This window comes from Micromonospora sp. M61, from assembly GCF_018070245.1.
Lineage (GTDB): Bacteria > Actinomycetota > Actinomycetes > Mycobacteriales > Micromonosporaceae > Micromonospora > Micromonospora zamorensis.
Window position 1 is genome coordinate 97024 of the sequence record NZ_JAGPYA010000007.1, and the last position, 26531, is coordinate 123554.

General features: G+C 70.7%; 32 protein-coding genes. 20 read left to right on the forward strand and 12 right to left on the reverse strand.

Annotated features, from left to right (window positions below):
• Positions 1-68: 68 nt before the first annotated feature.
• A complete protein-coding gene (locus tag KBX34_RS06470) occupies positions 69-812 on the forward strand; it encodes a phosphodiesterase (protein ID WP_210794858.1) in 744 nt (247 codons plus the stop codon).
• Here KBX34_RS06470 and KBX34_RS06475 read toward each other — a convergent pair.
• The gene (locus tag KBX34_RS06475) at positions 779-997 is read right to left on the reverse strand and encodes a hypothetical protein (RefSeq protein WP_088949827.1); all 219 of its coding nucleotides are present in this window, start codon (positions 995-997) and stop codon (positions 779-781) included. The two genes, KBX34_RS06470 and KBX34_RS06475, sit on opposite strands and share 34 nt — an antisense overlap.
• 272 nt (positions 998-1269) lie before the next feature.
• Here KBX34_RS06475 and KBX34_RS06480 point away from each other — a divergent pair, with 272 nt between their 5' ends.
• The 5 genes from KBX34_RS06480 (at position 1270) to KBX34_RS06500 (ending at position 4786) form a co-directional block, all read left to right on the forward strand.
• Positions 1270-2364 carry a 3-deoxy-7-phosphoheptulonate synthase gene (locus KBX34_RS06480; protein ID WP_141910884.1) on the forward strand — a complete coding sequence of 365 codons (1095 nt, stop codon included), beginning with the start codon at positions 1270-1272 and terminating at the stop codon, positions 2362-2364.
• A 287-nt stretch (positions 2365-2651) separates the two neighbouring features.
• Positions 2652-3533 (forward strand): helix-turn-helix domain-containing protein, encoded by an 882-nt coding sequence (locus KBX34_RS06485; protein WP_247671518.1) that lies wholly within the window; start codon positions 2652-2654, stop codon positions 3531-3533.
• Positions 3534-3578: 45 nt separating this feature from the next.
• Complete coding sequence (locus tag KBX34_RS06490) at positions 3579-4262, forward strand: SDR family NAD(P)-dependent oxidoreductase (protein WP_210923758.1); 684 nt, start codon at positions 3579-3581, stop codon at positions 4260-4262.
• Positions 4263-4337: 75 nt separating this feature from the next.
• Entirely contained in the window at positions 4338-4571 is a 234-nt protein-coding gene (locus KBX34_RS06495) for a hypothetical protein (RefSeq protein WP_218907803.1), read from the forward strand.
• Between the two features lie 23 nt (positions 4572-4594).
• Positions 4595-4786, forward strand: coding sequence for a hypothetical protein (locus tag KBX34_RS06500; protein WP_088949832.1), 192 nt, complete (start codon positions 4595-4597; stop codon positions 4784-4786).
• Positions 4787-4851: 65 nt separating this feature from the next.
• On the opposite strand, the gene KBX34_RS06505 is transcribed toward KBX34_RS06500, so the two are convergent.
• From KBX34_RS06505 to KBX34_RS06515, 3 genes are read right to left on the reverse strand one after another with little or no spacing between them, the layout of a single operon-like run.
• Positions 4852-5391 carry a DUF1360 domain-containing protein gene (locus tag KBX34_RS06505; protein ID WP_088949833.1) on the reverse strand — a complete coding sequence of 180 codons (540 nt, stop codon included), beginning with the start codon at positions 5389-5391 and terminating at the stop codon, positions 4852-4854.
• A gap of 55 nt (positions 5392-5446) precedes the next feature.
• A complete protein-coding gene (locus tag KBX34_RS06510) occupies positions 5447-5785 on the reverse strand; it encodes a hypothetical protein (RefSeq protein ID WP_099848083.1) in 339 nt (112 codons plus the stop codon).
• The gene (locus KBX34_RS06515; RefSeq protein WP_374223661.1) at positions 5785-6126 is read right to left on the reverse strand and encodes a DUF6158 family protein; all 342 of its coding nucleotides are present in this window, start codon (positions 6124-6126) and stop codon (positions 5785-5787) included. Before KBX34_RS06515 ends, KBX34_RS06510 begins: the two co-directional genes overlap by 1 nt.
• Positions 6127-6247: 121 nt before the next feature.
• Here KBX34_RS06515 and KBX34_RS06520 point away from each other — a divergent pair, with 121 nt between their 5' ends.
• The gene (locus KBX34_RS06520; protein WP_197699564.1) at positions 6248-6670 is read left to right on the forward strand and encodes a hypothetical protein; all 423 of its coding nucleotides are present in this window, start codon (positions 6248-6250) and stop codon (positions 6668-6670) included.
• Between the two features lie 25 nt (positions 6671-6695).
• Positions 6696-7025, forward strand: coding sequence for a DUF3817 domain-containing protein (locus tag KBX34_RS06525; protein ID WP_088949837.1), 330 nt, complete (start codon positions 6696-6698; stop codon positions 7023-7025).
• A gap of 48 nt (positions 7026-7073) precedes the next feature.
• Here KBX34_RS06525 and KBX34_RS06530 read toward each other — a convergent pair whose 3' ends face one another.
• The gene (locus tag KBX34_RS06530; protein ID WP_088949838.1) at positions 7074-7595 is read right to left on the reverse strand and encodes a DUF6232 family protein; all 522 of its coding nucleotides are present in this window, start codon (positions 7593-7595) and stop codon (positions 7074-7076) included.
• 498 nt (positions 7596-8093) lie between these two features.
• On the opposite strand from KBX34_RS06530, the gene KBX34_RS06535 reads away from it, so the two are divergent.
• A complete protein-coding gene (locus KBX34_RS06535) occupies positions 8094-9071 on the forward strand; it encodes a C40 family peptidase (RefSeq protein WP_099848085.1) in 978 nt (325 codons plus the stop codon).
• A gap of 70 nt (positions 9072-9141) precedes the next feature.
• Here KBX34_RS06535 and KBX34_RS06540 read toward each other — a convergent pair whose 3' ends face one another.
• The 4 genes from KBX34_RS06540 to KBX34_RS06555 all read right to left on the reverse strand — a co-directional run bounded on the left by KBX34_RS06540 (position 9142) and on the right by KBX34_RS06555 (position 13468).
• Positions 9142-10131 (reverse strand): RNA polymerase sigma factor RpoD/SigA, encoded by a 990-nt coding sequence (locus KBX34_RS06540; RefSeq protein ID WP_088949840.1) that lies wholly within the window; start codon positions 10129-10131, stop codon positions 9142-9144.
• 379 nt (positions 10132-10510) lie between these two features.
• Positions 10511-11467 carry an N-acetylmuramic acid 6-phosphate etherase gene (gene murQ / locus KBX34_RS06545; protein ID WP_088949841.1) on the reverse strand — a complete coding sequence of 319 codons (957 nt, stop codon included), beginning with the start codon at positions 11465-11467 and terminating at the stop codon, positions 10511-10513.
• Positions 11464-12378, reverse strand: a complete 915-nt coding sequence (locus tag KBX34_RS06550) for a MurR/RpiR family transcriptional regulator (RefSeq protein WP_088949842.1) — start codon at positions 12376-12378, stop codon at positions 11464-11466. The genes murQ and KBX34_RS06550 overlap by 4 nt, the downstream gene beginning before the upstream one ends.
• A gap of 73 nt (positions 12379-12451) precedes the next feature.
• Entirely contained in the window at positions 12452-13468 is a 1017-nt protein-coding gene (locus KBX34_RS06555; protein ID WP_210923760.1) for an NAD-dependent epimerase/dehydratase family protein, read from the reverse strand.
• A 113-nt stretch (positions 13469-13581) separates the two neighbouring features.
• Between KBX34_RS06555 and KBX34_RS06560 the strand changes: the two genes are divergently transcribed.
• A complete protein-coding gene (locus tag KBX34_RS06560; RefSeq protein ID WP_210794848.1) occupies positions 13582-14271 on the forward strand; it encodes an SDR family NAD(P)-dependent oxidoreductase in 690 nt (229 codons plus the stop codon).
• Here KBX34_RS06560 and KBX34_RS06565 read toward each other — a convergent pair.
• Positions 14256-14927, reverse strand: coding sequence for a dTMP kinase (locus KBX34_RS06565; protein ID WP_210923817.1), 672 nt, complete (start codon positions 14925-14927; stop codon positions 14256-14258). The genes KBX34_RS06560 and KBX34_RS06565 overlap by 16 nt on opposite strands.
• 181 nt (positions 14928-15108) lie before the next feature.
• On the opposite strand from KBX34_RS06565, the gene KBX34_RS06570 reads away from it, so the two are divergent.
• From KBX34_RS06570 to KBX34_RS06590, 5 genes are all read left to right on the forward strand, one after another.
• The gene (locus KBX34_RS06570; protein WP_088949846.1) at positions 15109-15693 is read left to right on the forward strand and encodes a nucleotidyltransferase; all 585 of its coding nucleotides are present in this window, start codon (positions 15109-15111) and stop codon (positions 15691-15693) included.
• Complete coding sequence (locus tag KBX34_RS06575; RefSeq protein WP_088949847.1) at positions 15690-15965, forward strand: hypothetical protein; 276 nt, start codon at positions 15690-15692, stop codon at positions 15963-15965. Before KBX34_RS06570 ends, KBX34_RS06575 begins: the two co-directional genes overlap by 4 nt.
• Positions 15966-15975: 10 nt before the next feature.
• A complete protein-coding gene (locus tag KBX34_RS06580) occupies positions 15976-16752 on the forward strand; it encodes a metallophosphoesterase (protein WP_088949848.1) in 777 nt (258 codons plus the stop codon).
• Positions 16743-16886, forward strand: coding sequence for a GPGG-motif small membrane protein (locus tag KBX34_RS06585; RefSeq protein ID WP_007464364.1), 144 nt, complete (start codon positions 16743-16745; stop codon positions 16884-16886). The genes KBX34_RS06580 and KBX34_RS06585 overlap by 10 nt, the downstream gene beginning before the upstream one ends.
• Positions 16887-17080: 194 nt before the next feature.
• Positions 17081-17575, forward strand: coding sequence for a TspO/MBR family protein (locus KBX34_RS06590; RefSeq protein WP_088949849.1), 495 nt, complete (start codon positions 17081-17083; stop codon positions 17573-17575).
• A gap of 52 nt (positions 17576-17627) precedes the next feature.
• Here KBX34_RS06590 and KBX34_RS06595 read toward each other — a convergent pair whose 3' ends face one another.
• Complete coding sequence (locus tag KBX34_RS06595; protein ID WP_088949850.1) at positions 17628-18401, reverse strand: M23 family metallopeptidase; 774 nt, start codon at positions 18399-18401, stop codon at positions 17628-17630.
• A 250-nt stretch (positions 18402-18651) separates the two neighbouring features.
• Between KBX34_RS06595 and KBX34_RS06600 the strand changes: the two genes are divergently transcribed.
• The 5 genes from KBX34_RS06600 to KBX34_RS06620 all read left to right on the forward strand — a co-directional run bounded on the left by KBX34_RS06600 (position 18652) and on the right by KBX34_RS06620 (position 24928).
• Positions 18652-19998: an ABC transporter substrate-binding protein gene (locus KBX34_RS06600; RefSeq protein ID WP_088949851.1), complete on the forward strand. Its 1347-nt coding sequence runs from the start codon at positions 18652-18654 to the stop codon at positions 19996-19998.
• Between the two features lie 30 nt (positions 19999-20028).
• The gene (locus tag KBX34_RS06605; RefSeq protein ID WP_210923762.1) at positions 20029-21075 is read left to right on the forward strand and encodes a carbohydrate ABC transporter permease; all 1047 of its coding nucleotides are present in this window, start codon (positions 20029-20031) and stop codon (positions 21073-21075) included.
• A 1-nt stretch (position 21076) separates the two neighbouring features.
• Positions 21077-22045, forward strand: a complete 969-nt coding sequence (locus tag KBX34_RS06610; RefSeq protein ID WP_210923764.1) for a carbohydrate ABC transporter permease — start codon at positions 21077-21079, stop codon at positions 22043-22045.
• Positions 22046-22113: 68 nt separating this feature from the next.
• Positions 22114-23160: a LacI family DNA-binding transcriptional regulator gene (locus KBX34_RS06615; protein ID WP_099848102.1), complete on the forward strand. Its 1047-nt coding sequence runs from the start codon at positions 22114-22116 to the stop codon at positions 23158-23160.
• A gap of 97 nt (positions 23161-23257) precedes the next feature.
• Positions 23258-24928 carry a glycoside hydrolase family 13 protein gene (locus KBX34_RS06620; RefSeq protein ID WP_210923824.1) on the forward strand — a complete coding sequence of 557 codons (1671 nt, stop codon included), beginning with the start codon at positions 23258-23260 and terminating at the stop codon, positions 24926-24928.
• Positions 24929-25071: 143 nt separating this feature from the next.
• Here KBX34_RS06620 and KBX34_RS06625 read toward each other — a convergent pair whose 3' ends face one another.
• Positions 25072-26526, reverse strand: coding sequence for an MFS transporter (locus KBX34_RS06625; RefSeq protein ID WP_247671503.1), 1455 nt, complete (start codon positions 26524-26526; stop codon positions 25072-25074).
• Positions 26527-26531 lie beyond the last annotated feature (5 nt).

Genomic DNA, 26531 nt, shown 5'->3' on the forward strand with positions numbered 1-26531 from the left:
GGTGACGTGCGGTCGGTCGGCGAGCCGACCCGCCGCATCGGGGCCGCCGCGCGGGGTAACGGAGGGGCATGACCGTCACCCCGCCCCCGTCCGCCGGCTGGGCCGCCACCGCCGTCGAACGCGCCAGCGCCGCGCTCGGCCGGCGGCGCCACGGCCGGCTGCTGCATCCGGCCGGTCACTCCTTCGCCGGCGAGACGATGATCTGGGGTACGCCCGGACCACCCATCGGTGTCGGTCTGCTGGACGAGCCCGGCCGGTACCGGGCCACAGTCCGGATCTCCAAGGGCACGCCGACGCCCGGCAGTTGGCCGGACGTGCTGGGTCTCGCGCTGCGCCTGCACCGCGACGGCGAGCGTCCCTTCGACCTGCTGGTCAGTTCCAGCGGCGCGGCCCCGCTGCTGCGCAACCTGCCGCTGCCCCGACGCCGCTTCACCGGGACGTACACCACGATCATGTGTTACCGCGTGGGCCGTCGCCGGATCTGGCTGGCCGCGCTGGCCGACCCCGACTCGGTCGGCCTGGGGCGCAGCCTGAGCACGGTGGCCGCCGCGACCCGGGCGGACACGCCGCGTCTGGTGCTCGCGGTCGCGTCCGCCGTGGGGTCGTGGCGGCCGGTGGGGCAGGTCAGCTTCGGTGCGCAGCTCAGCGCCGAGGAGGACGCCGCGCTCGCGTTCGACCCGGTGCGCAACCTGCCACCCGAGCTGCGGGTGGCAGGTCCGCTGGCCTGGCTGCGCGAGCAGACCTACCGGGGGTCACGCCGGGCACGTGGTGCGACAGCTCAGTCCGGCGGCTCGACCGCGACCACCGTCTGATCCGAGGTACGACGTTCCAGCACGGTGTCCGGGGCCGCGTTCTGGTCCGCCTCGCGGATGTCCGACTCGGCGAGGATCGCCTCCGCCTGCGCCTCCGGGTCGTCGCTGCCCACTGCCTCCTCCTCGGGCAGGAGGTGGTGGGCGCGCGACTCCACCCGGTCCTGATCGCTCTGCTCGTTGGTCATGGCACCCCTGTTACCCCGACCTCGTCCCCGGCACGCTGCCTCCGCCCCGCATCTTGGGACGACGACCGGAGGTTCCAGCCCGGTCGGGTACGCTGGCCCGGTGACGCGTTCCTATCGATGGTTTAGGCAGCCGGCTCGCACGCCGGTGACTTCACCATGAACTGACGTCACCACGGACCGAGCCGGCTGGGCAGGAGCTGTCGTTCCTGCCCTTTTGCGTACGAGCAGCCGGCTCGTCCCGGGCACCGGCCCCGGGCACGGTCGGCGGAAGGATGCCCACCGTGACGACCCCGGAGACCAATCGGGTCAGCGATCAGCGGATCGACCGTGTCGTGCCGTTGACCACGCCCGCCCTCCTGCACCACGAGTTACCCCTGGACGCCCCGCTCGCCTCGGCCGTGCTGACCGGCCGCCGCGCGGTGGGTCGGGTGCTCGACCGCGAGGACGACCGCCTGCTGGTGGTGGTCGGCCCCTGCTCGGTGCACGATCCGGCCGCCGCCCTCGACTACGCCGAGCGTCTGCGCGGTGCCGCCGACCGGGTGGCTGACGACCTGCTGATCGTCATGCGGGTCTACTTCGAGAAGCCGCGCTCCACCGTCGGCTGGAAGGGCCTGATCAACGACCCGGGCCTGGACGGCAGTGGGGACGTCAACACCGGCCTACGGCTGGCCCGGGCGCTGCTGCTCGACGTGCTGCGTCTCGGCCTGCCGGTGGGCTGCGAGTTCCTCGACCCGATCACCCCGCAGTACATCGCGGACACGGTGGCCTGGGGCGCGATCGGTGCCCGCACCGTGGAGAGCCAGGTGCACCGGCAGCTCGCCTCCGGCCTGTCCATGCCGATCGGCATGAAGAACCGCCCCGACGGCAGCATCGGCACGGCCGTGGACGCGATCCGCGCCGCCGGGGTGCCGCACGTCTTCCCCGGCATCGACTTCTCCGGCACCCCGGCGATCATGCACACCCGGGGGAACACGGATGGGCACCTGGTGCTGCGCGGCGGCGGCGGCCGGCCCAACTACGACGCCGAGTCGGTCGCCGGTGCGCTCGACCTGCTCCGCGCGGCCGACCTGCCGGAGCGGCTGGTGATCGACGCCAGTCACGCCAACAGCGGCAAGGACCACCGCAACCAGCCGAAGGTCGCCGCGGACGTGGCCGCCCAACTGGCCGCCGGCCAGCGTGGGATCACCGGTGTGATGCTGGAGTCGTTCCTGCTGCCGGGCCGGCAGGAGCTCGACCCGACCCGGGAGTTGGAGTACGGCCGCTCGGTCACCGACGCCTGCCTCGGTTGGGACGACACCGCCGAGGTGCTCGACCACCTGGCCTCCGCCGTGCGGGCCCGCAGGGCCACCCTGCCGACGACGGTGTGACGGCTGCCACCCGAGGGCACGGAACACCGGCGGGGGTCGGCTCGTTGACAGGGGTGTCGGTGTGTCCAGTGTCCCCGGGCCTCACCTAAATAGCCTTCGCGGAATACCGTCCGGCTGGAGCCGCGTAGTGCCACTCGCCGAGAGGCGACCTGCACACCGACACCAGCGCCGCCCCCGACCCACAAGGTCGGGGGCGGCGCTGTCTGTAGGCGGGCCACCAGAGCCAGGGGTGTGACAGGCCCCCCGCTGACCGCTGCGCCCGACCATACGATCGATTGGTGAGCGAGATGTCGAACGAGCTTGGTGCTTTCCTGAGTGCTCGGCGGGCCCTGGTGACACCGCAGCAGGCCGGCATTCCCAACGGGGGCGTGCGACGCGTGCCGGGCCTGCGGCGCGAGGAGGTCGCCATGCTCGCCGGTGTCAGCGCGGACTACTACCTGCGCCTGGAGCGGGGCCGCGACCGAAATCCGTCCGTGCAGGTGCTGGAGTCCATCGCCCGCGTACTGCAGCTCGACGACGAGCACCTGGCCCATCTGCTGACGCTGGTTGCGGGCGCTCCCCGCAAGCGCAGACGCCGAGCGCGCCGGGAGACCGTTCCGTCCGGTGCGCTCAAGCTCCTGGACTCCCTCGTCCAGCCCGCGTTCATCGAGGGACGGTACTTCGACATCCTGGCCTCGAACAGCCTCGCCACAGCTCTTTCTCCAGGCCTCGTGGAAGGCGGCAACCAGCTCAGGGACCTGTTCCTGAACCCCGCCGAGCAGGCGCTGCACCCGGATTGGGAAAACATCACGGAGTGCTTCGTCGCGAACCTGCGACAGGCCGTGGGCACGGACATCGACGACCCCCGCTTCATCGAGCTCACCGGAGAGCTGTCCCTGGCGAGCGCCCGATTCCGCCAGCTCTGGGCCCGCCATGAGGTACGCAGCCAGCGCGGGACACCGATTCGGATCGACCACCCCCAGGTCGGCGAACTCGTCCTCAACCGGGAACGGCTGAGCATCGCCGGAACCGAGGGCCTGATGCTCGTCGTCTACCACCCCGACGCCGGCTCCGACAACGCCGAGAAGCTGACTCTCCTGGCCTCCGCGGGCCTGCCCACGACCGCAGAGGGGGTCCTGCCAGACCCCAGGCTGAAGAGGGCTCCAGGTACGCCGGTGGAACGCGCATAGCGTTCGCAGCGGCCCTTTCGGGTCAGGTATTCGAAAGGAATGGACATGACTGTCACGCTGATCACCGGAGCCAACAAGGGCATCGGCTTCGAGACCGCCCGACAGCTTCTGGAGCTGGGGCACGTCGTCTACCTCGGCGCTCGTGATGTCGAGCGAGGCGGGAAGGCGGCGGCGACGCTCGGGGCGCGGTTCGTCCAGCTCGACGTGACCGACGACGCATCGGTGCGCGGCGCACTGGCGACGATCGACTCGGACGAGGGCCGACTCGATGTCCTGGTGCACAACGCGGGCGTTCTGGAGACCGGGCTCGACGGCCCCGCCGCGCTGCGATCCTTCGACACGAACGCGGTGGGGATCGTGCGCGTCACGGAGGCCGCACTGCCCCTGCTTCGCAGGTCGTCCAATCCCAACGTCGTCACCGTCTCGAGCAGCGCGGGGTCGTTCTGGGCGGTGAACAATCCCGAGCGGCCGGAGTACGGTCTGCCGCTCGCCCTGTACTCGGCGTCCAAGGCCGCGGCCACCATGCTGACGGTGCAGTACGCCAAGTCCCAGCCGGGCATCAAGTTCAACGCCCTCGAACCGGGCCCCACCGCCACCGACATGACCGCCGCCTTCGGCATCGGACGTCCGGCGGCGGAGAGCGCCCGGCAGGTCGTACGCCTGGCGACCCTGGACCCGTCCGGGCCGACGGGGACCTTCCAGGACGAGGCAGGGCCACTGCCCTGGTGAGCACGTCTGGGGTGGTCCGGAGGTGCCGGCACGTGGAACACCGGCGTGACGTTTGACCGATTCCGCCCCGGGTAGCTGATCGAGGTGACCGACGACGCATCCGTGTCCGGCGAGCCGGACACCCGGGCCCTCGACGACCTGCTCGACGACATCTACCGGGCGCAGGAGCGGGTCACCCAGGCCGAGATCTACCGCCGGGCGGTGGCTGCCGAGCTCCCGCCGGACCTGCTCGCCCGCATCGACGCGCTGCCCGAGGGCGAGTACGCGGTGGACGAGGCCAGCGACCTGCTGGGCGGTTCGATCGGGTGAGCGACCGCAGAAGGGACACCGACATGACCGACAAGGACCACGACGAGGAAATGCCGGCGCTGGGTCAGCCGCCGAAGGGCAGGGACACCACGCCTGAGCCCGACTTCGCCAACGAACACGACCGCACCGCCGTGGACCGGGACATCATCACCGGGGCGGACGAGGACGAACGGGAGCCGGAGTCGCCGCACGGCTGGTCCGGCATGCAGCGCTGAGACGTACGACATTCGACAGCGGGGGCCGGCATGCGCCGGCCCCCGCTGTCGTTGTCCTCGACTGCTCAGTCGTCGTCGTGCCCACCCTCGGCGGCCTGCTGCGCCGTCGCGTACGCCATCTGGAGGAAGTCGGACGCGGCGACCGCCGTCAGGGCGGTGGCCACCAGCCGGGTCAGCCGGGGCGCGAGCACCAGGCCGCCGGTCAGCCCGGTGGCCACCCAGACCGCCAGGCAGAACGGGCAGCTCAGCAACTCGCCGATGGCGTGCCGGGTCGGGCTGCCCGAGTCGCGGACCTGCTCCATCACCTCGCCGCTGCCGATCGGGCGGTCGTAACGGGTGAACGGCGCCCGCAGGGGGCTGGTCACCGCGTCCTTGGACAGCAGCCGGCTCAGCTTGTGCGTGGCGATGGAGAGCAGCACCACGTCGGATGGGGCGGGACGCTCCGGCACCGGGCGACCGGTCACCTTGACCAGACCGGCGAGAGCGCCCGTCACCCCGGCGTAGGCGCCCATCGCCACCAGATAACCGCCGAGCGGTCGGTGTTCGTGCGGCGCGTACGCCCGGCGCAACCGTGCCGCCTTTTGTCGCAGGCCAGTGTCGCTCACCCGGTCTCCTCAGATGTGTCGTGGTGGTACGGGAGTGGTGTCCCGCGTGGCCGGCTCAGCCGGCCTGGAGGTTGTCGGCGACCTCGCGTGCCAGGTTGGTGAGCGCTTCGTCGGCCAACTGGTCGGGGCCCGCCCCTCCCGAGCCGTCGGCCAGGTCGAGCTGGATCCGGGCGCCGCCGGAATCCGCGGGCTCCACCCGGATCTCGGCGGACCAGTCGTCGCCGTCGCCGTCACCCCAGCGGGCTCGCAACTCCTCGCCATTGATTTCGGCGGCGGGACTGCCGTCGCCGCGAAGCGGCTCCGGCAGCCAGGCGGAGGCGCGGTCAGGGTCGGTGGCCGTGTTGAAGACCACCTCGGGTGGCGCGGACATGCCGCGCACGGCGCGCGCCGGCATCAGGCGTCCCGCAGGCGGCTGGGGTCGACCTCCCGGCCCGGGTGGCGGGCCAGGTACTCGGTCTCGAGCTCCGCCGTGCGTCGCAGGTGGTTGGCGAGCGCGGAGTCCGACGCGTGCCGCAGGGTGTCGAGGCGGGTGCGGTGCAGGCTGTGCATCTCGCGGATCAGATCCTCGTCGGTCAACTCCGTCGGGTCGATGCCGGGCAGATCGCCGTCGAGACCCGTGGAGCCGGCCGGGTCGGCGAGGTCGTCGCCGGCCCACTCGGGCACCCGCTGCTCCGGGCTCATGTCGCTGCTGCCGCTGGACGCAAAGCCGTCCTCACGTACCGATCCGGTCATGATCGCCCCCCTTGATCTCGTTTGGGCTGGCGTCTAGACGATTGCCCAGGCGCGGGAACGCCAAACCCGCGTCAGCTACGACACGGTGTCGGAGACCCGCGCCGTCCCCGGTACCCTCGATGCCATGAGGCGGCTCTGGACCCCGGCGTGGATCGCGCGCCACGTGGCCATGGTCGTGCTGACCGTGGGTTTCCTCGGGCTGGGTTGGTGGCAGGTCAGCCGAGCCGCGGCCGGCAACAGCCTGAGCTGGGGGTACGCGGTCGAGTGGCCGATCTTCGCCGGCTTCGTGGTGTACGTGTGGTGGCGCGAGGTGAAGCTGGCCCGCAACCGGGCGTCGGAGGCCGACGCGCCACCGGCGGACCCGGCCGACGCGCCGGAGCCGGCTGTCACCACGGGTTCCCGCCCGGCGGTGCGCCGACCGGTGCGGGTTTCCCGGGTGCCGGTCAGCGACGATGCCGTCCAGGACAACGACCTGGCCGCCTACAACCACTACCTGTCATGGTTGAACGCCAATCCGGGCGCCCGGCCCGGTGACTATCCCGGCTGAGCCGGGCTCGGAAGGACGGACGACGGTGGGCGCTGCCCTTACCCGGTACCGCGTGATCGCCTGGATCGTGGGCGTGGTGCTGATCATGCTGGTCGTGATCGGCATGCCCCTGAAGTACGTGTTCGACAACGCGGTGGTGGTCGAGACGATCGGGCCGGCGCACGGCTTCCTCTACATGATCTATCTGGTGGCCGCGTTCGACCTGAGCCGCCGCGCGGACTGGCCGCTGAAGCGGATGCTGCTCGTGATGCTGGCCGGCACTGTGCCGTTCGTCTCGTTCTACGCCGAGCGCCGGGTCAGCTCCTGGCTGGCCGCGCCGCAGGAGCAGCGGGCTCCGGAGCCGGTCGCCCGCTGAGTGGCCGCTGGGCCGACGCCACCTCGGCGCCGGCCCACCGCCGTCAGGTCAACGACTGGGTCGCCACGGGTCGGCCGACGCGAGCGGATCGACCCAGCCGCCGTACCGGTTGACTTCCCGGGCCCGTAACAGTGCCCGCGTGACCTGGCCGAACTGCCGTTCGTCGTCGGCGGTGAACAGCAGCATCTCCGTTCCCCGGTACCACCCCCACAGCTCGTAGGGCGGTGGGCGCCAGCGATCGCCCACCAGGGCGAGCGCGGCCGGAAGCAGGAACACCGCACCCAGGATGAGGTACGCCCCGGCGGTCAGGCGGTGCAGACCCCCGGTGAAGCCGAGCAACAGCCCGACACCGCCGAGCATGCTGGCGGTGATGACCACGGCCCGCACGGCGATCCGGTCGTGCGGCCCCCGGGTGGTCCGCAGATGGGTCAGGTCGGCGACCTGGTAGCTGGTTCGACCGGCGGTGAACCGGTCGACGGTCACGATGATGCCGGGCCGTGCGTACAGCAGGGTCGACCGGGCGCCCGGCACCGTTCGCGGCGGCGTCGTTCCTGCGCCTTCACGATTCACGGTTCCTCCCGCGGGGGACGGTTGGCCGAGATGACCCGCTGAATGACATCGCTACCGGTCGACGGGATTCCCGGCTCCGTTCACATTGTGTTGGGAGAACGCCAGCCGGCCTGGGCATTTGCGGACTCTCGACAGCTCCCCCAACCGCAGGACATCGCCGAGAAACAGCATCCATTTCAGGTTTTATCGGTTATGGGGGGCTGGTCTCCGGCGGCATACGCCCGGAACGACGAAAGTCATATTTCCGTCAGTAGGGCACTAAAAGGGCGGTACGCCCTCCCCTGTCAGGCGTCAACAGCCACGATGACGCCACCCATCGCAGGGGTACGACGGGCCACTTCGCCAACATTCGCCCCTGCTTCAACTGCGGGCAACATCCGTCCCGGGTTAGGTTGGGCGAGCCGGTCCGGCCCAGTGCCGTCCGCCCCGGGTGGCCCCGGCCGGTGTCGCCGAGGGCATCAGCAGCCCCGGCGGCCGTGGGAGAGGGGCCTTCCGCTCTTGTCATCCCTGAGAAACCTGCTGCGCACCGTGGCGCTGGCCGGCATGTCGGCCGCGCTGATCGCCCCGACGGCGGTGGCTCGCGCCGAGCCGTCCCCCGCCGACCTGACCCGCCGGATCGAGACGTCCTCGACCGAGTTGGAGCGGGTCGTCGAGTCGTACAACAAGCTGCGTGAGGAGATCAAGACCAACGAGGCCGCAGCGGCCCGATTACAGGCCCGCATCGGCCCACTCGAAGAGCAGGCCAAGCAGAGCCAGGCCGACGTGGCCAAACTGGCCAGCACCGCATACAAGACCGGCGGCCTGCGGACCGCGGACGCCCTGCTGCGCGCCGAGGGTGCCACCGCGCTGCTGGACCGCCTCGGCACGCTCGACCAACTGACCCGCCAGCGGCAGGAGAGCATCTCCAGCTACACCGCAGACCAGCGGCGGCTGCTCGACGAAAAGTCCCGCCTGGACGCGACACTGACCCGGCAGGCCGCACAGGCCCGTGAGCTCGCGGCGGGCAAGAAGCAGATCGAGCAGGACCTGGCCAGACTGTACGAGCTGCGCGAGCAGGCGTACGGGGCGGCCACCGAGCGACCCGAACCCAAGGCCGCGGTGGCCGAGGCCAGGAACGTGCCCGCGGTGGCAGGTGACGCCGGGGCCGCGGTGCGCTACGCGTTCGGCGCGCTGGGCAAGCCGTACGTGTGGGCAGCCGACGGGCCCAACGGCTACGACTGTTCCGGGCTCACCTCGGCGGCCTGGCGGGCGGCCGGAAAGTCGCTGCCACACAACACCCGGATGCAGTGGAGTGCCGTCGCGCACATCGGCCGGGGCGACCTACGCCCAGGCGACCTGGTGTTCTACAGCGGGCTCGGGCATGTCGCCCTCTACGTGGGCGACGGCCAGGTGATCGACGCGCCGAGCGCCGGTCGCAACGTGCTCAAGCGGGGCATGAACATGATGCCCATCCAGGGCTACGGTCGGGTCCGCTAGGCAGACGAATACGGCGAACGGCCGGCGTCCCCCTATCGGACGCCGGCCGTTCGCCGTCATTACTACCAGGTCAGGCTGCCTGCAGCCCCTCGGCCCGGGCCAGCTCACGCAGCCGACCGAGAGCCTGGATCTCCAACTGTCGGATCCGCTCGCGGGAGAGCGAGAACCGGGAAGCGACCTCGGTGAGCGAGTGCTCCCGGCCGTCCTCCAGGCCGTAGCGGGCCCGCATGATGCCCGCCGACCGGTCGTCGAGGTGGTTGAGCAGGCCCTCGATGCGCTGCCGCTCCAGACCGCTGAGGACGATGTCCTCCGGCGACGGCGCGTCACTGTCGGCGACCAGGTCGCCGAGCTTGGTGTCACCGTCGTCGCCCACCGGGGTGTCCAGCGAGACGGTGTCCTGCGACCAGCGGCGCAGCTCGTTGACCCGCTCGACGGTGACGCCGAGGGCGGCGGCGATCTGCTCCGGCTCCGGGTCGGCGCCCAGCTCACGGGTCAGCTGTCGGGCCACGTTGCGCATCCGGTTGACGTCCTCCACCAGGTGCACCGGCAGACGGACGGTGCGCTCCTGCTGGGCGATCGCCCGGCTGATCGCCTGGCGAATCCACCAGGTCGCGTAGGTGGAGAACTTGTAACCACGCTCGTAGTCGAACTTCTCGACCGCCCGGACCAGGCCGGTGTTGCCCTCCTGGATCAGGTCCAGCATGGGCATGCCCGAGCGCACGTAGCGACGGGCGATCGATACGACCAGTCGGAGGTTGGCGCGGATGAAGAGGTCCTTCGCCCGCTCTCCCTCGACGACCAGCCACTCCAGGTCGGCCCGGTCGACACCGGCGGGGAGGGCATCCTCACCGAGCAGGTGCTCGGCGTAGAGGCCCGCCTCGATCGCCTTGGAGAGATCGACCTCCTTGGCGGCGTCCAGCAGTGGCGTCCGGGAGATCTCGTGCAGGTAGACGCCGACCAGGTCGCGCTCCTCGGCAACCTCGTCGGTTCGCATGCCGATGTTCTTGTCCACGTTGCCCACGGTCCCCTCGCTCGCGCCGGTTGCCCGGTTCCTTGCCATTCCCCACGTCCGTCAGCCCCTGGTAACTTCTGCTGTGCCCATCGGTGCTGACACCTACACAACAGATGAGACGTGTCGGGGATTCCGTCTCGTGAGTCGAAAGTGTCACGAATGCCTGAGTAGTAGCTGAGAGCACGGTCCATGTTTGCTGTCAGGACCCCGTCTGGCGGCTCTACGCTGGGCGCCACGCACGGGTCACCGACCATGGCAACACCGCCGGCCCGGGGGCACAGCGACCCGGGTCACCACCCTGCTGCGATCCTGGTCACTGGCTGATACGCACCGGCGGACCGGTCGGTTCATCCATCGGGAGTGTTATTACCCCCCGGCCTGATGAACAATCCGAAGCCCGGTTCGCTTCCCGGTGGACCGGGCGGGGTCAGGAGGCGAGCAGGGCGAGGGCGCCGCGGACCTGGTCGGCGGAGCGGGCCAGTGCGGCCCGGGCGGCGTCCACCTCGGCGCCGGACACCAGGGAGACGAGCGCCGTCTTCAGGTCACCGTCGGCGGCGGAGAGGGCCTGCTGGGAGACCTGCTCGGAGCAGCCGGTGGCCTCGACCAGAATCGAGATCATTCGTCCCCGGAGCTTCGCGTTGGTGGCGACCATATCGATCATGAGGTTCGAGTAGACCCGGCCCAGACGCACCATGACGGCGGTCGAGAACGTGTTGAGCACCAACTTCTGTGCGGTGCCCGCCTTCATCCGGGTCGACCCGGTAACCACCTCGGGTCCGGTGTCCACCCCGATGAACACGTCGACCGAGCGAGCGGCCTCCGCCTCCGGATTGGCGCAGAGCAGCACCGTCGAAGCACCCTTGGCCCGGGCCGAGGCGAGCGCCCCGAGGACGTACGGGGTGCGTCCGCTGGCCGCCAGACCGACCACCAGATCACCGGCGCGCACACAACCGGCCGCCTCGACCGCGCCGCCCCGCTCGTCGTCCTCGGCGTCCTCCACGGCCCGCCACATGGCGTCCGGGCCACCGGCCAGGTGGGAGCAGAACCAGTGCCGGGGCGAGTTGAAGGTGGGCGCCAGCTCGGCCGCGTCGAGCACTCCCAGGCGGCCGGACGTGCCGGCGCCGAAGTAGTGCACCCGGTGACCGCCGCGCAGGGCCGCAACCGCCAGGTCGACGGTGGTGGCGATCTCGTCGAGCACCGCTGCGACCGCGGCCGGCACCCGCCGGTCCGCCTCGTTGATCACGGTGAGGACGTCCCGGGTCGACATCAGGTCGAGGTCGACGCTGAGCGGGTTGCGCCGCTCGGTGGGCGCACCCACCCGGACCGTCGGGCGGGCGGGCGGTGCTGGCACGTCCTCGTCCGGCTCCACCGCACCTGCCGTCATGCCCGCCTCCGGTTGGCACCCACCCGGTGCGACTGGACCGCCTCGGCGGTCGCCTCCAGTGCCTTGCGTGCCCGGGCCCGGTTGCGGGCGGCCACCCCCACGAAGAGGCAGTCGACGACGGTGAGCTGGGCCAGCCGGCTGGCCGTCGCGCCGGAGCGGTAGGTGGTTTCGCGGGCCGCCGTGGTCAACACGAAGTCCGCGACGTCGGTGATCGGCGAACGCGGGAAGTTGGTCAGCGCCACGGTGACGGCACCCCGGGTGCGGGCCTGCTCCAGCACCTCGATCACGTCGGAGGTGGTGCCGGTGTGCGAGATGCCGATCGCCACGTCGCCCCGGCCGAGGAGGGCGGCCGAGGTCAACGCGGTGTGCACGTCCGGGAAGTAGAAGGCGATCCGGCCGATGCGGTGCAGCTTCTGCTGGAAGTCGGAGGCGACGAAGCCGCTGGCGCCGGCGCCGTAGATGTCGATCCGACCGGCGCCACTGATCGCCTCGACCACCTGCTCACAGACGGCGGGGTCGAGCTGCTCGGCGGTCTCCTCGACCGCTCGGGCGTCGTTGAACGCGATGGTGGCGATGATCTGGGCGAGGTCGGCGCCGGGCGGGATGTCACCACCGACCACCCGGGCGTCCGGCGGCTCGATCCGGCGAGCGGCCTCGGCGGCGAGGCGGATGCGCAGTTGCGGGTAACCGTCCATGCCCACCGAACGGCAGAACCGGATGACGGTCGCCTCGGATGTCTCCGCTGCGGTGGCGAGGTCGGTGATGGTCCGCCGGGCCGCAGCGGCCGGATCGGACACGACCAGTCGGGCAACCCGCTGCTCGGCGGGCGACAGCGACGGCAACAGCCCGCTGATGTGGACGATCAGCCCACCGGGCTCCTGACTCGCAGAAATCTTCGGACTCTTCGCCACGGGTGAAACTTACTTTCACCAAGCGTGAGCGTCAACTATGACTGTCCGGTAGGGAAAGTGTCGGCAGCCGGGATCACCGGTCCCGCACAGCCTGCCACTCCCGCAGGACCGCCGCCTCATCCGCCGGGTCGAGACCACCCTGCCGTACGGCGGCCGGCTGCGCTGCCATCCAGGACGCGGTCGTCCGAACGGTGTCAGGCAACGGACGGACCGCCAGCCCGGCGTCCAGAGCCGGTCGGGCGTCGCGGTCCATCAGGCCGCCGGACTCCGGCAGCCGCACCCACAGCGGCAGCGCCCGCTCCCCCGACCACTCGCGAACGTCGTGGGACGCCAGGAACTCCTGATCCACCCAGGTCAGGACGGGCTCCGGTGCGTCCAGCCCGGCCGCCACCCCGGCCAGCAGGTCCGCCCGTGTCATCGCCGGCCCGATGCCGTCGTACGTGCCGCTGAGGCGGGTGCCGGCGGCGTGCAGCAACCAACCCGCCAGATCGGCGACGTCCACGAACTGCACCCGGTCGGTCGGCCGCCCGGGCGCGAGAACCTCTCCGCCGGCCGACAGGCGCCGCACCCAGTACGGAAAGCGGTCGCTCGGGTCCTCGGCACCGACGATCAGGCCCGCTCGGCAGATGAACGAGCGGTCCAGGCCCACCCGCTCCCGGACCGCCTGCTCGATGCTCACCTTGCACTCGCCGTACCAACGGTGTTCCGGGCCGACCGGACCGTCCACGTCCGCCGGGGCGGCCGGCAGCACCGGTGCGTCCGCGGCGGTCTGGCCGGGGGTGGTGTTGTCCGCGTACACCGAGATCGTCGACACGAAGGACCAGTGGCCCACGTGGTCGGCAAGTGCGGAGAGCGCGTGCCGCGCGTGACTGACCTGGCGGGTCACGTCGACCACGGCGTCGAAGCCGTCGTCGGCGAGCGGCACCAGGGCGTCCGGGTCGTCGCGGTCGACCGGCACGAACCGGGCCCCGGCCGGCACGACGCCGGAGACGCCCCGGGCCGCGCAGGTCACGTCGTGGCCCTGGTCGAGGGCGAGCTGCGCCACCGCCCGACCGAGGAACCGGGTGCCACCGAGAATGAGGATCTGCATCCGCCGATCCTGCGCTGCCGGTAGGCGGTTCGGCCAGCCACTCTGCTCTGGGCAGAGCGTCGGCTGTGGAGCACCGGCAGGCGCCGGCCGGACGGGACGCTAGCGTGAGGCGCATGGCGGAGCGCAGCGTGTTGGTGACCGGAGGGGCTGGCGGGCTCGGCGGGGCGGCCGTCGCCGCGTTCGTCGAGGCGGGCTGGCGGGTGGTCGTACCGGAGCGGGAGGCCCGTCCCGGTTCGGAGCCGGCGGCGGGGGTGCTCCGGCTGGTCGCGGACCTCAGCGACCCGGCGGGCGCGACGCGGGCGGTCGAGGCCGCCGCCGGCGACCCGGCGGCGCCCCTGCGGGCCGTGGTCAACCTCGTCGGCGGGTACGCCAGCGAAGGTCTGGTGCACGAGACCCCGATCGAGGTCTTCGAGCGGATGCTCACCGTCAACCTGCGGCCCACTTACCTGGTCACCCAGGCCGCGTTGCCTCATCTGGTGGCGGCCGGTGGTGGCGCGGTGGTGTGCGTCTCGGCCCGCGCGGCGGTCGCCCCGTTCGCCGGCGCGGCCGGTTACGTGACGGCCAAGGCCGGGGTGCTGGCCTTCGCCAACGCGGTCGCGGTGGAATACCGGCCCCGCAACGTCCGCTGCAACACCGTGCTGCCCAGCGTCATCGACACCCCGGCCAACCGGGCCGCCCAGCCCGACGCCGACCACTCCCGTTGGGTCGCGCCGGCCGAGATCGCATCGGTGATCCGTTTCCTCGCGTCGGACGAGTCGGCCCCGACCAGCGGTGCCACCGTTCCGGTCTACGGGCGGGCCTGAGTCACCAGCGGGGGCACCTCACCGGGTGCCACCTTGGAGGGCGCTGGCAGCCAGGTCTCCAGGTGCGCCTGGATCTGCTCGGTGACCTCCTCGGCCGGGCGGCCCGCGTCCACCAGCACGAAACTCGGGTATTCGGGCAGGGCCCGGTAGGCGGTGTCCGCCGCGGTCAGCCAGCCCATCGTCTCGTGATCCGTGCCGCGTTCCTCGATGCGCCGGTACGCCTCCGCCGGGTCCACGGCCAGCAGGAAGGTCACCTGCGGCGTCGGAAAGAGCCGGTAGCCGGCCCGTGCGAACCGTTCCCAGCGTTGCCCACCGTGGGCCCGGATGCTCGCGTACTGGCAGGCCGAGTAACGGTCCATCACCGCCGTCCGGCCGGTGAGCAGACAGCTGATCAGGGCTACGGCGATGGCGAGCCAGCGCAGCACGGACTCCACCGCCAGCACACCATCGCGCCCGACCAGCCGCTGGGCGTCGGGCCGCCCGAGCCGGTTGGCGAGCCGGCCGAGCCAACGACGGCCGCTGGCGTTGCGGCGGTATTTCGCGGGGCGGCCGGCCGCGTTCAGCGCGTCGGCCAGTCGGTGAGCCTGAGTGGTCTTGCCCGAGCCGTCGATGCCGATGAGGGCGACAGTGCGCAACCGGGCCCTGCGTCGTCGCATCCCCGATGATCTGGCCACCCTCGACAGGTTATCCGACCCGCGCACCCGACCCGTGAGGTATGTGATGGTTTATCCCTGTTGACACCCGACCGGGACACCCGCAGGTGTGGCCGACCGGAATGCCGGGTACCGGAGTTCGTATCCAACCGCCGGTCCACCAACACGACGACGGGAGAACCAGATGGCTGAGCGCGGAGACGAGAGTCTGGTGCACACCCTCAAGAAGGTCGCCGCCGTGCTCAAGCAGTCCGAGATCCCGTTCGCCCTGGGCGGCAGCTTCGCCGTCTACGCCCACGGGGGCCACTCCAGCGAGCACGACGTCGACTTCCTGATCCGGGAGGTCGACGTGGAGAAGGCACTGGAGGCCCTGGTCGCCGCCGGGTTCGTCGCCGAGCGCCCCCCGGAGGACTGGCTGGTCAAGGTCTTCGACGACGGCCGGATGGTGGATCTGATCCACCGGCCGATCGAGACACCGGTGACGGAGGAGACGTTCGCCGACACGGTCATCCGGCCGGTGGACGCGATCCAGATGCCGGTCCTGTCCGCCTCCCAGCTGATGGTGCACAAACTGCTCAGCTTCTCCCAGCACTACTGCGACTTCGCCCGCGGCCTGCCGCTGGCCCGCTCCCTGCGGGAGCAGATCGACTGGGAGCGGGTACGCAAGGAGACGGAGCACTCGCCGTACGCCGAGGCGTTCCTGGTGCTGCTGGACCGGCTGGAGGTGGTGCCGGCCGCCGGCACCCCGACCGGAGAGGGGACATCGTGACCCACCAACGCGACATTGGCGCCGGGCCACCGGACGAGTACGTCGAGGCGGAGATCCAACGGCTCCTCGCCGAGGACCCCGCCGTCGCCGAACAGGGGATCACCGTGGTGCGGCGGGAACGCGCCATCGTGCTCTACGGCGAGGTGGAGAGCCCACACCGACGCGAGGAGATCCTGCGCCGGGTGTCCGAGCGCTTCCCGGACGTCCCGATCACCAGCGACATCGGGGTGATCCGCGTCGAGGCGCCCACGGAGATCGAGCAACTGCCCTGAGGGAGGTTCCATGGTGATCCGGATCGCCGCCGTGGGCGACGTACATCTGGACGAGGACGTGGTCGGTCGGTTCCGTCCCGCGTTGGAGGAGTTGCCGGAGTGTGCCGACGTGCTGCTGCTGGCCGGGGACCTGACCCGGCACGGCACCGAGGCCGAGGCGCGCTGCGTGGCGGAGGAGTTCGGTGGGTTGGCCGTGCCGGTGGTGACCGTGCTGGGCAACCACGACCACCAGTGTGACCAGGTGCCGCAGGTGGTGAAGGTCCTCGAGGACGCGGGCATCACCGTGCTGGAAGGCAACGGCGTCGTGCTGGACTGCGCCGGCGGTCGGCTCGGCATCGCCGGCGTCAAGGGCTTCGGCGGCGGGTTCGCCGGGCGGTGCGCCAGCGACTTCGGCGAGCCGGAGATGAAGGCGTTCGTCCGGACCACCAACGAGAGCGCCGAGGCTCTCGGCACGGCGCTCCGTTCGCTGGACTGCGACATGCTGGTCGCGCTCACCCACTACTCCCCGGTGCCGGACACGCTGGCCGGTGAACCGCTGGAGATCTACCCGTTCCTCGGCTCGTACCAGTTGGGGCAGGCGATCGACTCGGCGCCCACGGCGCTGGCCCTGCACGGGCACGCGCACGCCGGCACCGAGCGCGGCACGACCCCCGGCGGCGTACGCGTCCGCAACGTCGCGCACCCGGTGATCAAGCAGGCGTACAGCGTCTTCCACGTCGGCGATCAACTCGACACCGACCAGGTTTCCCCGATCGGCCAGTCGGGTAGTCAGAGGTCATGGAGCTGATTCTCTGGATTCTCGCAGTCGTACTCGTGGTCGCCGGCATCCTCGCGCTGTTCCGCCGGCAGATCCTGTGGGGCATCGTCCTCATCGTTGTCGGGCTGTTGGTCGGCCCGGGTGGTGTCAGCATCTTCAATTAGCGTGCGTACCTCCTAAAAAAAACCGGGACCCGCCGGGGTCGCCGCGACCGGAGCTCCGTCCTCCCGACAGGAGCACCGGCCGGGGCGATCCCGGCGCTTTCTTGTGGGCGCTCCCACCCCCTGATGACGGTGCCGGATGACTTGTGCGCCCTACCGCCGGTTTGACCTGACGCTGGATGGAAATTATCTCGACCATGGAGACATCCCAGGACGCGTCGAGGACCTCCGGCCGGCGGCGGTGGTGGGCTCTCGTGGGCTTCGCGGCGGCCGTCTTCGTCGCGGCCGCGATCGGCGGTCTGGGGGTGCAGGGCACCACCGGCGAGTACGCGAGCCTCCAGCAGCCCAGCTGGGCACCGCCCTCATGGCTGTTCGGCCCGGTCTGGTCGCTGCTCTACGCGCTGATCGCGGTGGCCGCCTGGCTGGTGTGGCAGCGGGTCGGCTTCGGCCCCGCCCTCTGGGCGTGGACCGCCCAACTGGTGCTCAACGCCATCTGGACCCCGCTGTTCTTCGGCGCGGGGCAGTATGGGCTGGCGTTCGCCGAGATCGTGGTGATGTGGCTGGCGATCGGGCTCACCGTGGTGCTGTTCGCCAGGGTGTCGCGGGTGGCGGCGGCGCTGCTGCTGCCCTACTGGGCCTGGGTCACCTTCGCCGCCGCCCTGAACCTGTCGATCTGGCAGCTGAACTCCTGACCTGACCGGTCCCCGACGGCGGCGCCCGCCGGGGACCGTGGCCGTCCCCGGGTCAGCAGCGGGGCACGCCGGGGATGTATCCGTCGGACCCGGTGTACACGTACGCGTCGGCGATGAACCGACCGCTGCCGATCCGGTCCCAGATCGAGCTGGTGCCGTACGTGCCGGTGACCGTGGTGCCGCTGGTCTGGCAGGCGATGGTCACCCGCGTGCCGTCGGCGACAGTGCCCACCGAGGCGTACCCGGTGCCGGGGCCGGAGCGGACGGTCAACGGGGTGCCGCTGGTGTCGACAGTGCCGTTGCCGCCGCCCGAGGAGCACCCGTTGTTGCTGGTGTAGGTCTTGGTGCCCCAGTACAGGGCGAGGGTGCCGTTGAAGCGCACCTTGATGTCGGCGCCGTCGAGGCGCTGCTCGTAGTGCAGGTGCGGGCCGGTCGACCCGCCGGTGGTGCCGACCCAGCCGAGCACCTTGCCGTAGCCGACCGTCTGCCCGACGGAGACGTTGAAGCCGTTGAGGTGGGCGTAGTAGGTGCTGTAACCGCCCCCGTGGTTGATCCGGACGTATTTGCCGTAGCTGGTGCCACCGAGGTCGGTCACGCGGTCGACGGTGCCGGGCGCGCTCGCCACCACCGGGTCGCCCTGATCGTCGGTGCGGTTGAAGTCGACGGCGTTCGCCGGGCTGTGACCCGATCGGGTCTGCCCGGACCAGGACTGGCCGCACGGGAACGGCACCTTGAAGGTCGGCGCGGCCAGCGCCGGGCTGGCCGGCGCCAGGACTCCTCCGACGAGCACACCCGCCACCAGCAGGCTGATCCACCGCTTTCGCATACAGCTCCTCCTATGTCGAAAACCTTCGATGGGGTGGCCCTAGCCTGACAGATATCGTCAATCTTCGAAAGAGTCGGGGATCCGCCCCGGGAGCGCGCCCACGAGGCAGCCCGCAGGTTTCCGGATTGTTACTCGCTCGTGTCTGACAGGGGGTGGACCGGACCGGATGCAAGCGCTTACATGTGTGCACGCCCAATCGGACCGGCGACGGGTCACCAGCACGACCGCGCCGGCTAGGAAGGAGGACGGCATGGCGGTCTTTACCAGACCACGCCAGGCCTTCGTGATCGCCGGCGTACTCGGGCTGGCGCTCAGCGCCACCGCCTGCGGTACCGGCGACGACAAGAAGAGCAACAACGCGGGCTCCGCGGAGTGCGCCGCATACGACAAGTACGAGGGCCACGACGGCAAGAAGGTCTCGATCTACGCGTCCATCCGTGACGCCGAGGCGGACCTGCTCGAGCGCTCCTGGTCGGACTTCACCAAGTGCACCGGCATCGAGATCGACTACGAGGGCAGCGGCGAGTTCGAGGCGCAGCTCCCGGTCCGGGTCGACGGCGGCAACGCCCCCGACATCGCCTTCGTGCCGCAGCCCGGCCTCGTGAAGCGTTTCGCGGACGCCGGCAAGCTGAAGTCCCTGAGCGCCGACACCAAGGCCCTCGCCGAGCAGAACATGCCGGCCGACTGGCTGAAGTACGGCACCGTCAACGGGACGCTCTACGGCGTGCCGCTCGGCGCCAACGTCAAGTCCTTCGTGTGGTACTCGCCGAAGACGTTCAAGGAGAAGGGCTGGGAGGTTCCGACCACCTGGGACCAGCTCATTGCCCTGAGCGACAAGATCGCCGCCAGTGGCATGAAGCCGTGGTGCGCGGGCGTCGAGTCCGGTGACGCCACCGGCTGGCCGGCCACCGACTGGATCGAAGACGTGATCCTGCGGACCCAGGGCCCCGAGGTCTACGACCAGTGGACCACCCACGGGATCCCGTTCAACGACCCGAAGATCGTCGACGCGGTCGACCGCGCCGGCACCATCCTCAAGAACGACAAGTACATGAACGGCGGCTTCGGCGGCGTCAAGAGCATCACCACCACCTCCTTCCAGGAGGCGGGCGTGCCGGTCACCAACGGCAAGTGCGCGATGCACCGGCAGGCGTCGTTCTACGCCAACCAGTTCCCCGAGGGCACCAAGGTGGCTGCGGACGGCGACGCGTTCGCCTTCTACTTCCCGGCCATCGACCCCGCCAAGGGCAAGCCGGTGCTGGGCGCGGGCGAGTTCGTCGTCGGCTACGCCGACCGTCCCGAGGTCCAGGCGGTGCAGACCTACCTGGCTTCGGCCGAGTACGTCAACAGCCGCGCGAAGCTCGGCAACTGGGTCACGGCGAACAACAAGCTGGACATCGCCAACGTGGCCAGCCCGATCGACAAGCTCTCCGTCCAGATCCTCCAGGACAAGAGCGGCACCTTCCGCTTCGACGGTTCCGACCTGATGCCGGCAGCCGTCGGCGCGGGAACGTTCTGGAAGGGCATGGTCGAGTGGCTGAACGGCAAGGCGACCGCCCCGGTGCTCCAGGGCATCGAGAGCAGCTGGCCTAAGTGATCCCGGCGGTGGACCCGAGAGGGAGGGTTGATGGAGTTCGACTTCGCCGATCAGCAGCCGAAGCTCCTCATGCTGATGTACGGGCTGGTCGCCTTCGTCGTGGTGGTGGGCGGTCTGCTCCTGCTGCTCGACATGGTGCCGGCCTGGTTCGCCCGGCGACGGGAGGCACAACTCGTCGCCGCCTCGGCGAGTGGAGCTCCACTCCCCCGCCGAACCAAGCCGCGGGAGGGGCTCTTCGCGCTCTTCTTCCTGCTGCCGACGCTGCTGCTGCTCACCATCGGCCTGGTCGTGCCGGCCATCCGCACCACGGTGCTCTCCCTGATGAACAGGGACAGCACCGAGTGGGTGGGGTTGGACAACTTCGGCTGGATGTTCTCCGACGACGCGATCGTCCGGGTCCTGATCAACACCCTGATCTGGGTGCTCCTGGTCCCCCTGGTGGCGACCGGGTTCGGCCTCATCTACGCCGTACTCGTGGACAAGGCCCGGTTCGAGTCCGTGGCCAAGTCACTGATCTTCCTGCCGATGGCCATCTCCTTCGTGGGCGCCAGCATCATCTGGAAGTTCGTCTACGCCTACCGAGGTGAGGGCGACCAGATCGGTCTGCTCAACCAGATCGTGGTCAGCCTCGGCGGTGAGCCCAAGCAGTGGCTGCTCGAATCGCCACTGAACACGCTGCTGCTCATCGTCATCATGATCTGGATCCAGGCCGGTTTCGCCATGGTGGTGCTCTCCGCCGCGATCAAGGCGATCCCCGGCGACATCGTCGAAGCCGCCCGGCTCGACGGGGTCAGCCCGTGGCAGATGTTCTGGCAGATCACCATGCCGAGCATCCGACCGGCGCTGATCGTCGTGATGGTGACCCTCACGATCGCCACGCTCAAGGTCTTCGACATCGTCCGGACCTCGACGAACGGCAACTACGACACCAGCGTGATCGCCAACGAGATGTACAACCAGGCGTTCCGGTACAGCGAGAACGGGCGGGGTTCCGCGCTCGCGGTCTTCCTCTTCATCCTGGTCATCCCGGTCGTGATCTACCAGATCCGTAACCTCCGTCAACAGCGGGAGGGCTGAGATGACCACCGCAACGCCAACTGTCGCCGCTGGCACCCAGAAGACCGACGGCACCCCGACCACCACTGCCGGACGGGTCCGCAAGCGGCTGAACAGCCGCACCGCCACCCTCGTCTCAGTCATCATCGCGGTGGCCTGGACCATTCCGACCTTCGGCCTGCTCGTCTCCTCACTCCGACCGGAAGACGAGATCAAGACCACCGGCTGGTGGACGGCCTTCACCAACCCGCAGTTCACGTTCGACAACTACCAGCAGGTCCTGTTCGGGCGGTCGTCGTCCTCCGGGCAGCTCGCCGGGTCCTTCATCAACTCCCTGGCGATCACCATCCCGTCGGTGCTCTTCCCGCTCGCCTTCGCCTGCCTGGCCGCGTACGCGCTGGCCTGGATCAACTTCCGCGGCCGGGACTGGGTCTACATCGCGATCTTCGCGTTGCAGATCGTGCCGCTGCAGATGGCCCTGGTGCCGCTGCTGAGGTTCTTCTCCACCGGGGTCAGCCTCGGCGGCGTCACCCTGATGCCGGCCTGGGACCTGGTCGACGAGCAGAAGTTCGCCCAGGTGTGGTTCGCGCACACCTGCTTCGCGCTTCCGTTCGCCGTCTTCCTGCTGCACAACTTCATCTCGCAACTGCCGGGTGACCTGATGGAGGCGGCCCGCGTCGACGGGGCCACCCACCCGAAGATCTTCCGCACCATCGTGCTGCCGCTGATCACCCCGGCGCTGGCGGCGTTCGGCATCTTCCAGTTCCTCTGGGTCTGGAACGACCTGCTGGTCGCGCTGATCTTCGCCGGCGGCAGCAACGAGACCGCCCCGCTCACCGTCCGGCTCGCCGAGATGGCCGGCACCCGGGGCAACGAGTGGCAGCGCCTCACCGCCGGTGCGTTCGTCAGCATCGTCGTACCGCTCATTGTTTTCCTGTCCCTGCAGCGCTTCTTCGTGCGAGGTCTGCTCGCCGGCAGCGTCAAGGGCTGACCCGCTTGCCCGCCGCCGCCTGGCCCCTCGGGCGGCGGCGGGCGCTCCGGGCACCGAGCGGGGGAACCGTGACGAGGATTGATGATGTGGCCCGGCTGGCCGGAGTGTCCACGGCCACCGTCTCGCGGGCCCTGCGCGGGTTGCCGACGGTCTCGGCCGCCACCCGACGCCGGGTGCTCGCCGCCGCCGAGCAGCTCGACTACGAGGTCTCACCGAGCGCGTCCCGGCTGGCCGGGGGCCGGACCGGCACGGTCGCGGTGGTGGTCCCCCGAATCACCCGCTGGTTCTTCAGCACCATCGTCGAGGCGGTCGAGGAATACCTCCACCAGTCCGGCTACGACCTGCTGCTCTACAACCTGGGCGGCCGGGAGCAGGTCCGCCAGCGGGTCCTGCGTACGGCCAACCTGCACAAGCGGGTCGACGCCATCATGCTGGTCGCCACGCCACTGCGGCCGGCCGACATGACCGCGCTGGCCGCCCTGGAACTCCCCGGGGTGACCATCAGCTCGGGAAGCAGGGTGCCCAACTGGCCCTGCGTCCGCATCGACGACGTGGCCGCCGCCCGGGCCGCCACCCGGCACCTGCTCGACCTCGGGCACCACCGCATCGCGCACATCTCCGGTGACCCGGACGACGAGCTGGCCTTCACCACCCACCTCGACCGCCGCCGGGGCTACCAGGCGGCACTGCGCGCCGCCGGTCTGCGGCTCGACCCGACCCTGGACGTCGAATCCACGTTCACCATCGACGGCGGCACCCGGGCCACCGAGGAGCTGCTGGCCCGCGGCGAGCCGCCGACCGCGATCGTCGCCGCCTGCGACGAGATGGCGATGGGCGCGATGACCGCGCTGCGCGACGCCGGACTGCGGGTGCCGCAGGACGTCAGCGTCATCGGCATCGACGACCACGACCTGGCCGGCGTGCTCGGGCTCAGCACCATCGCCCAACCCGCCGCCGAGCAGGGGAGACTGGCCGCACGGATGTTGCTCGACCCGCTCGAAGCCCGACCTCCGGGCCCCCTCGTGGGTCACCAGGGCACCGACGGCGCCACGCCGGTGATCCTGCCCACTCGGCTGGTGGTCCGGGACTCGACCGCACCACCCCGGGCACACTGAAGAACTTCAACCATCGCCGCCGGCCGGCGGCTGGCGGCGACGCGGCCGGCAGGAGCACCGCCGGCAGTCCACCCACAGCTCGACACGGGAGAAGACCCTGAACACCGATCCGACGCAGCAGACCCCCTCCGGTCACCCGGTCACCGGCTGGTGGACCGAGGCGACCATCTACCAGATCTATCCCCGCTCGTTCGCCGACTCGGACGGGGACGGCATCGGTGACCTACCCGGCATCACCGCCCGCCTCGACCACCTCGTCGAGCTGGGCGTGGACGCGGTGTGGCTCTCCCCGTTCTACCCGTCGCCGCAGGCCGACGCCGGCTACGACGTGGCCGACTACCGCGACATCGACCCGCTGTTCGGCACCCTCGCCGACGCGGACAAGCTGATCGCCGAGGCCCGGTCCCGCAGCCTGCGGGTGATCGTGGACCTGGTGCCGAACCACACCTCGTCCGCGCACCGCTGGTTCCAGGCCGCCCTGCCCGCCGCGCCCGGCAGCCCGGAGCGGGCCCGGTACATCTTCCGGGACGGCCTCGGCCCGACCGGTGACCAGCCGCCGAACGACTGGCAGAGCGTCTTCGGCGGCCCGGCCTGGACCCGGACGGTCGACCCGGACGGCAAACCCGGCCAGTGGTACCTGCACCTGTTCGACACCGGCCAGCCGGACCTCAACTGGGACAACCCGGAGGTCCACGCGGAGTTCCTGGACGTCCTGCGGTTCTGGCTGGACCGTGGCGTGGACGGCTTCCGGGTCGACGTGGCGCACGGCCTGATCAAGCAGGCCGACCTGGCCGACTGGCAGGAGCCGCAGGAGATTCTCTCCGGCAACGAGATCGACAAGCCGCGCCCGCCGATGTGGGACCAGGACGGCGTGCACGAGATCTACCGGCAGTGGCGGCAGGTCCTGGACAGCTACCCGGGCGAGCGGGTGCTCGTCGCCGAGGCGTGGGTGGAGCCGGCCGAGCGGCTGGCCCGCTACGTCCGCCCGGACGAGATGCACCAGGCGTTCAACTTCGAGTACCTGCTGGCCGCGTGGACCGCACCGGCCCAGTACGCGGTGATCACCCGCTCGTTGGAGGCGACCGACTCGGTCGGCGCGCCGACCACCTGGGTGCTGTCCAACCACGACGTGGTCCGGCACGCCTCCCGGCTCGGCCTGCCGGTGGGCGGCGGCCGGCCCAACGGCATCGGCACCGGCGACCCGCAGCCGGACGCGGCCCTCGGCCTGCGCCGGGCCCGCGCAGCCACCCTGCTGATGCTCGCCCTTCCTGGCTCGGCGTACCTCTACCAGGGCGAGGAGCTGGGGCTGCCCGAGCACACCACGCTGCCCGACGAGGCCCGGCAGGACCCGACCTGGGAGCGTAGCGGGCACACCCAGCGTGGCCGGGACGGCTGCCGGGTGCCGATTCCGTGGGAGGCCGACGCCCCGTCGTACGGTTTCGGGCCCACCGACGCGAGCTGGCTGCCGCAGCCCGCGCTCTGGGCGGAGTACGCACTGGACCGCCAGCGCGACGTGCCCGGCTCCACGTACGAGCTGTACCGCGCGGCGCTGCGGCTGCGCCGCGAGCACGGGCTGGGTCGCGGCACCCTGGAGTGGGTGTCCTCGGGCGACGAGACGCTGACCTTCCGCAACGGTGAGCTGACCGTGCTGACCAACTTCGGTGCGGCCCCGGTGCCGCTGCCGACCGGTGCCGAGGTGCTAGCCACCAGCGCACCCCTGAACGACGACAACGCGGTCCCGACCGACGTGACGGTCTGGCTGCGCTGACCCTGACCCCAGCCCGTGAGGGGCCAACATCAGGGATGTTGGCCCCTCACGCTCGCCCGAGGCAGCACTTTCGGAGATGTTGCGCGGATCAGGGCGGGCGTGCGGGCGGGGCGGACGGTGGGGGTGGGGGCGGCGCACGCGGGTCAGAGGCGGTCGGCGCGGGTGTGCAGCAGGTCGTGCACGTTGTCGATGTCCTCGGGTGAGGTCCGCGAGGCGAGCCAGTACATGACACCAGTGGGGATGAAGAAGAGCTGGAACGCGGCCAGCCCGACGGCGAAGTTCAACGGCGGCGGGAATGCCGCTCGCAGCCCCTGGAACGCCACCCCGACCAGCCCGTTACCGGCCGCGCGACCAACCCCGTTGACCAGGTTGCCCAGGCTGTAGACCGTGCCCCGGTGCTCGGGTGGGTTGACGTCGGCGATCAGCGCGAACCAGTTCGGCGAGTTGGCCGAGGTCAGCGCGAGCGCGACGATCGCGGTGAGCAGGCTCAGCCCCACCGACGGCTCGGTGAAGACGCTGGCCAGTACCGCGCCGACGACCGCGCCGCCACTCGCGCCGTCCGGCACGTCGATGGTCACCGGGACGAAGAACAACACCAGGTAGAACGGCAGCGCCGCGAGGATGCCGACCGCGGCGACCAGGGCCCGCCCTCTCGGCGTACGCCGCTGCGCCGCGTCGCCGATCAGGCCGCCCACGATGGAGAGCACCCCGCCGAGCTGGAACAGTGTGGCGAAGACGCTGCCCACGACCACAGCTGTCGACGTCGAATATCCCTGGGCCTCGGCCCGTTCGGCGAAGAGCACCGGCAGCCAGACCAGCGAGCCGAAGGCGGCCTGCGCGGTAAGGCCCTGCAGGATCAGCCACCGGTTGGTCCGTCGGGCCAGGATGCGCGGTAGGTCGGCGCGGCTGATCCGATAGTCGTACTCGGCGCCGGCGTCCAGCCTGCCAGCCAGTTCCGGCTCGCTCTGGCCACGGCGGACGTCGTACGTGAACAGGTACGCGAGGGTGGCCGCCAGGCCGACGCCGGTCAGGAGCAGGAACGGTCGCCGCCAGTCAGCCGCCCCGAGCAGCCCGCCGAGGAGCGTGCCGGCCAGGGTGCCGATCCCCTGGGACAGCCCCCAGAAGCTCATCACCAACCCCCGCCGGGTCGGTGAGATCAGGTCGGTGACCACCGAGAAGCCGACCGAGCCGACCGCACCGAGGCCGACCGCCGCGACCAGTTGTGCGGCGAGGAACGTGAGGTAGCCGCCGGCGAGCGCGCTGCCGCCGGTGCCCGCCGCCCAGAGCAGCGTGCCCACCATGAGCAGTGGCTTGCGGTTGGTCCGGTCGCCGACGTACGCCCAGCCGACCGCCGCCACTGCGCTGACCAGGAAGCTGACCGCGGTGACCAGACCGAGCAGCCGCCCCGACACGCCGAACGCGTCGGAGATCGGGCCGTACAGCGGCGGCACCAGCCCGATCGCCACGTTGTCCAGGGAGGCGAGCAGCACGAACACCACGACGCTGTACAGCCGGTGTGCCGGGCCACCGCCCCGGCCAGGCGGGCGTGGGCCGGACTGCGCCCGCCCCTGGCCGGGCCCGCCACTGGTCACCGTCATGACCG

Bases quoted from the DNA above. Each gene is read 5' to 3' on its own strand.
- KBX34_RS06570 (WP_088949846.1), top strand. From the start codon at position 15,109: ATGGCTGAGCGCGGAGACGAGAGTCTGGTGCACACCCTCAAGAAGGTC.
- KBX34_RS06540 (WP_088949840.1), bottom strand. From the start codon at position 10,131: ATGGCAAGGAACCGGGCAACCGGCGCGAGCGAGGGGACCGTGGGCAAC.
- KBX34_RS06625 (WP_247671503.1), bottom strand. From the start codon at position 26,526: ATGACGGTGACCAGTGGCGGGCCCGGCCAGGGGCGGGCGCAGTCCGGC.
- KBX34_RS06485 (WP_247671518.1), top strand. From the start codon at position 2,652: ATGTCGAACGAGCTTGGTGCTTTCCTGAGTGCTCGGCGGGCCCTGGTG.
- KBX34_RS06470 (WP_210794858.1), top strand. From the start codon at position 69: ATGACCGTCACCCCGCCCCCGTCCGCCGGCTGGGCCGCCACCGCCGTC.
- KBX34_RS06475 (WP_088949827.1), bottom strand. From the start codon at position 997: ATGACCAACGAGCAGAGCGATCAGGACCGGGTGGAGTCGCGCGCCCAC.
- KBX34_RS06560 (WP_210794848.1), top strand. From the start codon at position 13,582: ATGGCGGAGCGCAGCGTGTTGGTGACCGGAGGGGCTGGCGGGCTCGGC.
- KBX34_RS06600 (WP_088949851.1), top strand. From the start codon at position 18,652: ATGGCGGTCTTTACCAGACCACGCCAGGCCTTCGTGATCGCCGGCGTA.
- KBX34_RS06580 (WP_088949848.1), top strand. From the start codon at position 15,976: ATGGTGATCCGGATCGCCGCCGTGGGCGACGTACATCTGGACGAGGAC.
- murQ (WP_088949841.1), bottom strand. From the start codon at position 11,467: ATGACGGCAGGTGCGGTGGAGCCGGACGAGGACGTGCCAGCACCGCCC.
- KBX34_RS06510 (WP_099848083.1), bottom strand. From the start codon at position 5,785: ATGCCGGCGCGCGCCGTGCGCGGCATGTCCGCGCCACCCGAGGTGGTC.
- KBX34_RS06490 (WP_210923758.1), top strand. From the start codon at position 3,579: ATGACTGTCACGCTGATCACCGGAGCCAACAAGGGCATCGGCTTCGAG.
- KBX34_RS06520 (WP_197699564.1), top strand. From the start codon at position 6,248: ATGAGGCGGCTCTGGACCCCGGCGTGGATCGCGCGCCACGTGGCCATG.
- KBX34_RS06585 (WP_007464364.1), top strand. From the start codon at position 16,743: ATGGAGCTGATTCTCTGGATTCTCGCAGTCGTACTCGTGGTCGCCGGC.
- KBX34_RS06555 (WP_210923760.1), bottom strand. From the start codon at position 13,468: ATGCAGATCCTCATTCTCGGTGGCACCCGGTTCCTCGGTCGGGCGGTG.
- KBX34_RS06590 (WP_088949849.1), top strand. From the start codon at position 17,081: ATGGAGACATCCCAGGACGCGTCGAGGACCTCCGGCCGGCGGCGGTGG.
- KBX34_RS06480 (WP_141910884.1), top strand. From the start codon at position 1,270: ATGCCCACCGTGACGACCCCGGAGACCAATCGGGTCAGCGATCAGCGG.
- KBX34_RS06605 (WP_210923762.1), top strand. From the start codon at position 20,029: ATGGAGTTCGACTTCGCCGATCAGCAGCCGAAGCTCCTCATGCTGATG.
- KBX34_RS06565 (WP_210923817.1), bottom strand. From the start codon at position 14,927: ATGCGACGACGCAGGGCCCGGTTGCGCACTGTCGCCCTCATCGGCATC.
- KBX34_RS06595 (WP_088949850.1), bottom strand. From the start codon at position 18,401: ATGCGAAAGCGGTGGATCAGCCTGCTGGTGGCGGGTGTGCTCGTCGGA.
- KBX34_RS06610 (WP_210923764.1), top strand. From the start codon at position 21,077: ATGACCACCGCAACGCCAACTGTCGCCGCTGGCACCCAGAAGACCGAC.
- KBX34_RS06500 (WP_088949832.1), top strand. From the start codon at position 4,595: ATGACCGACAAGGACCACGACGAGGAAATGCCGGCGCTGGGTCAGCCG.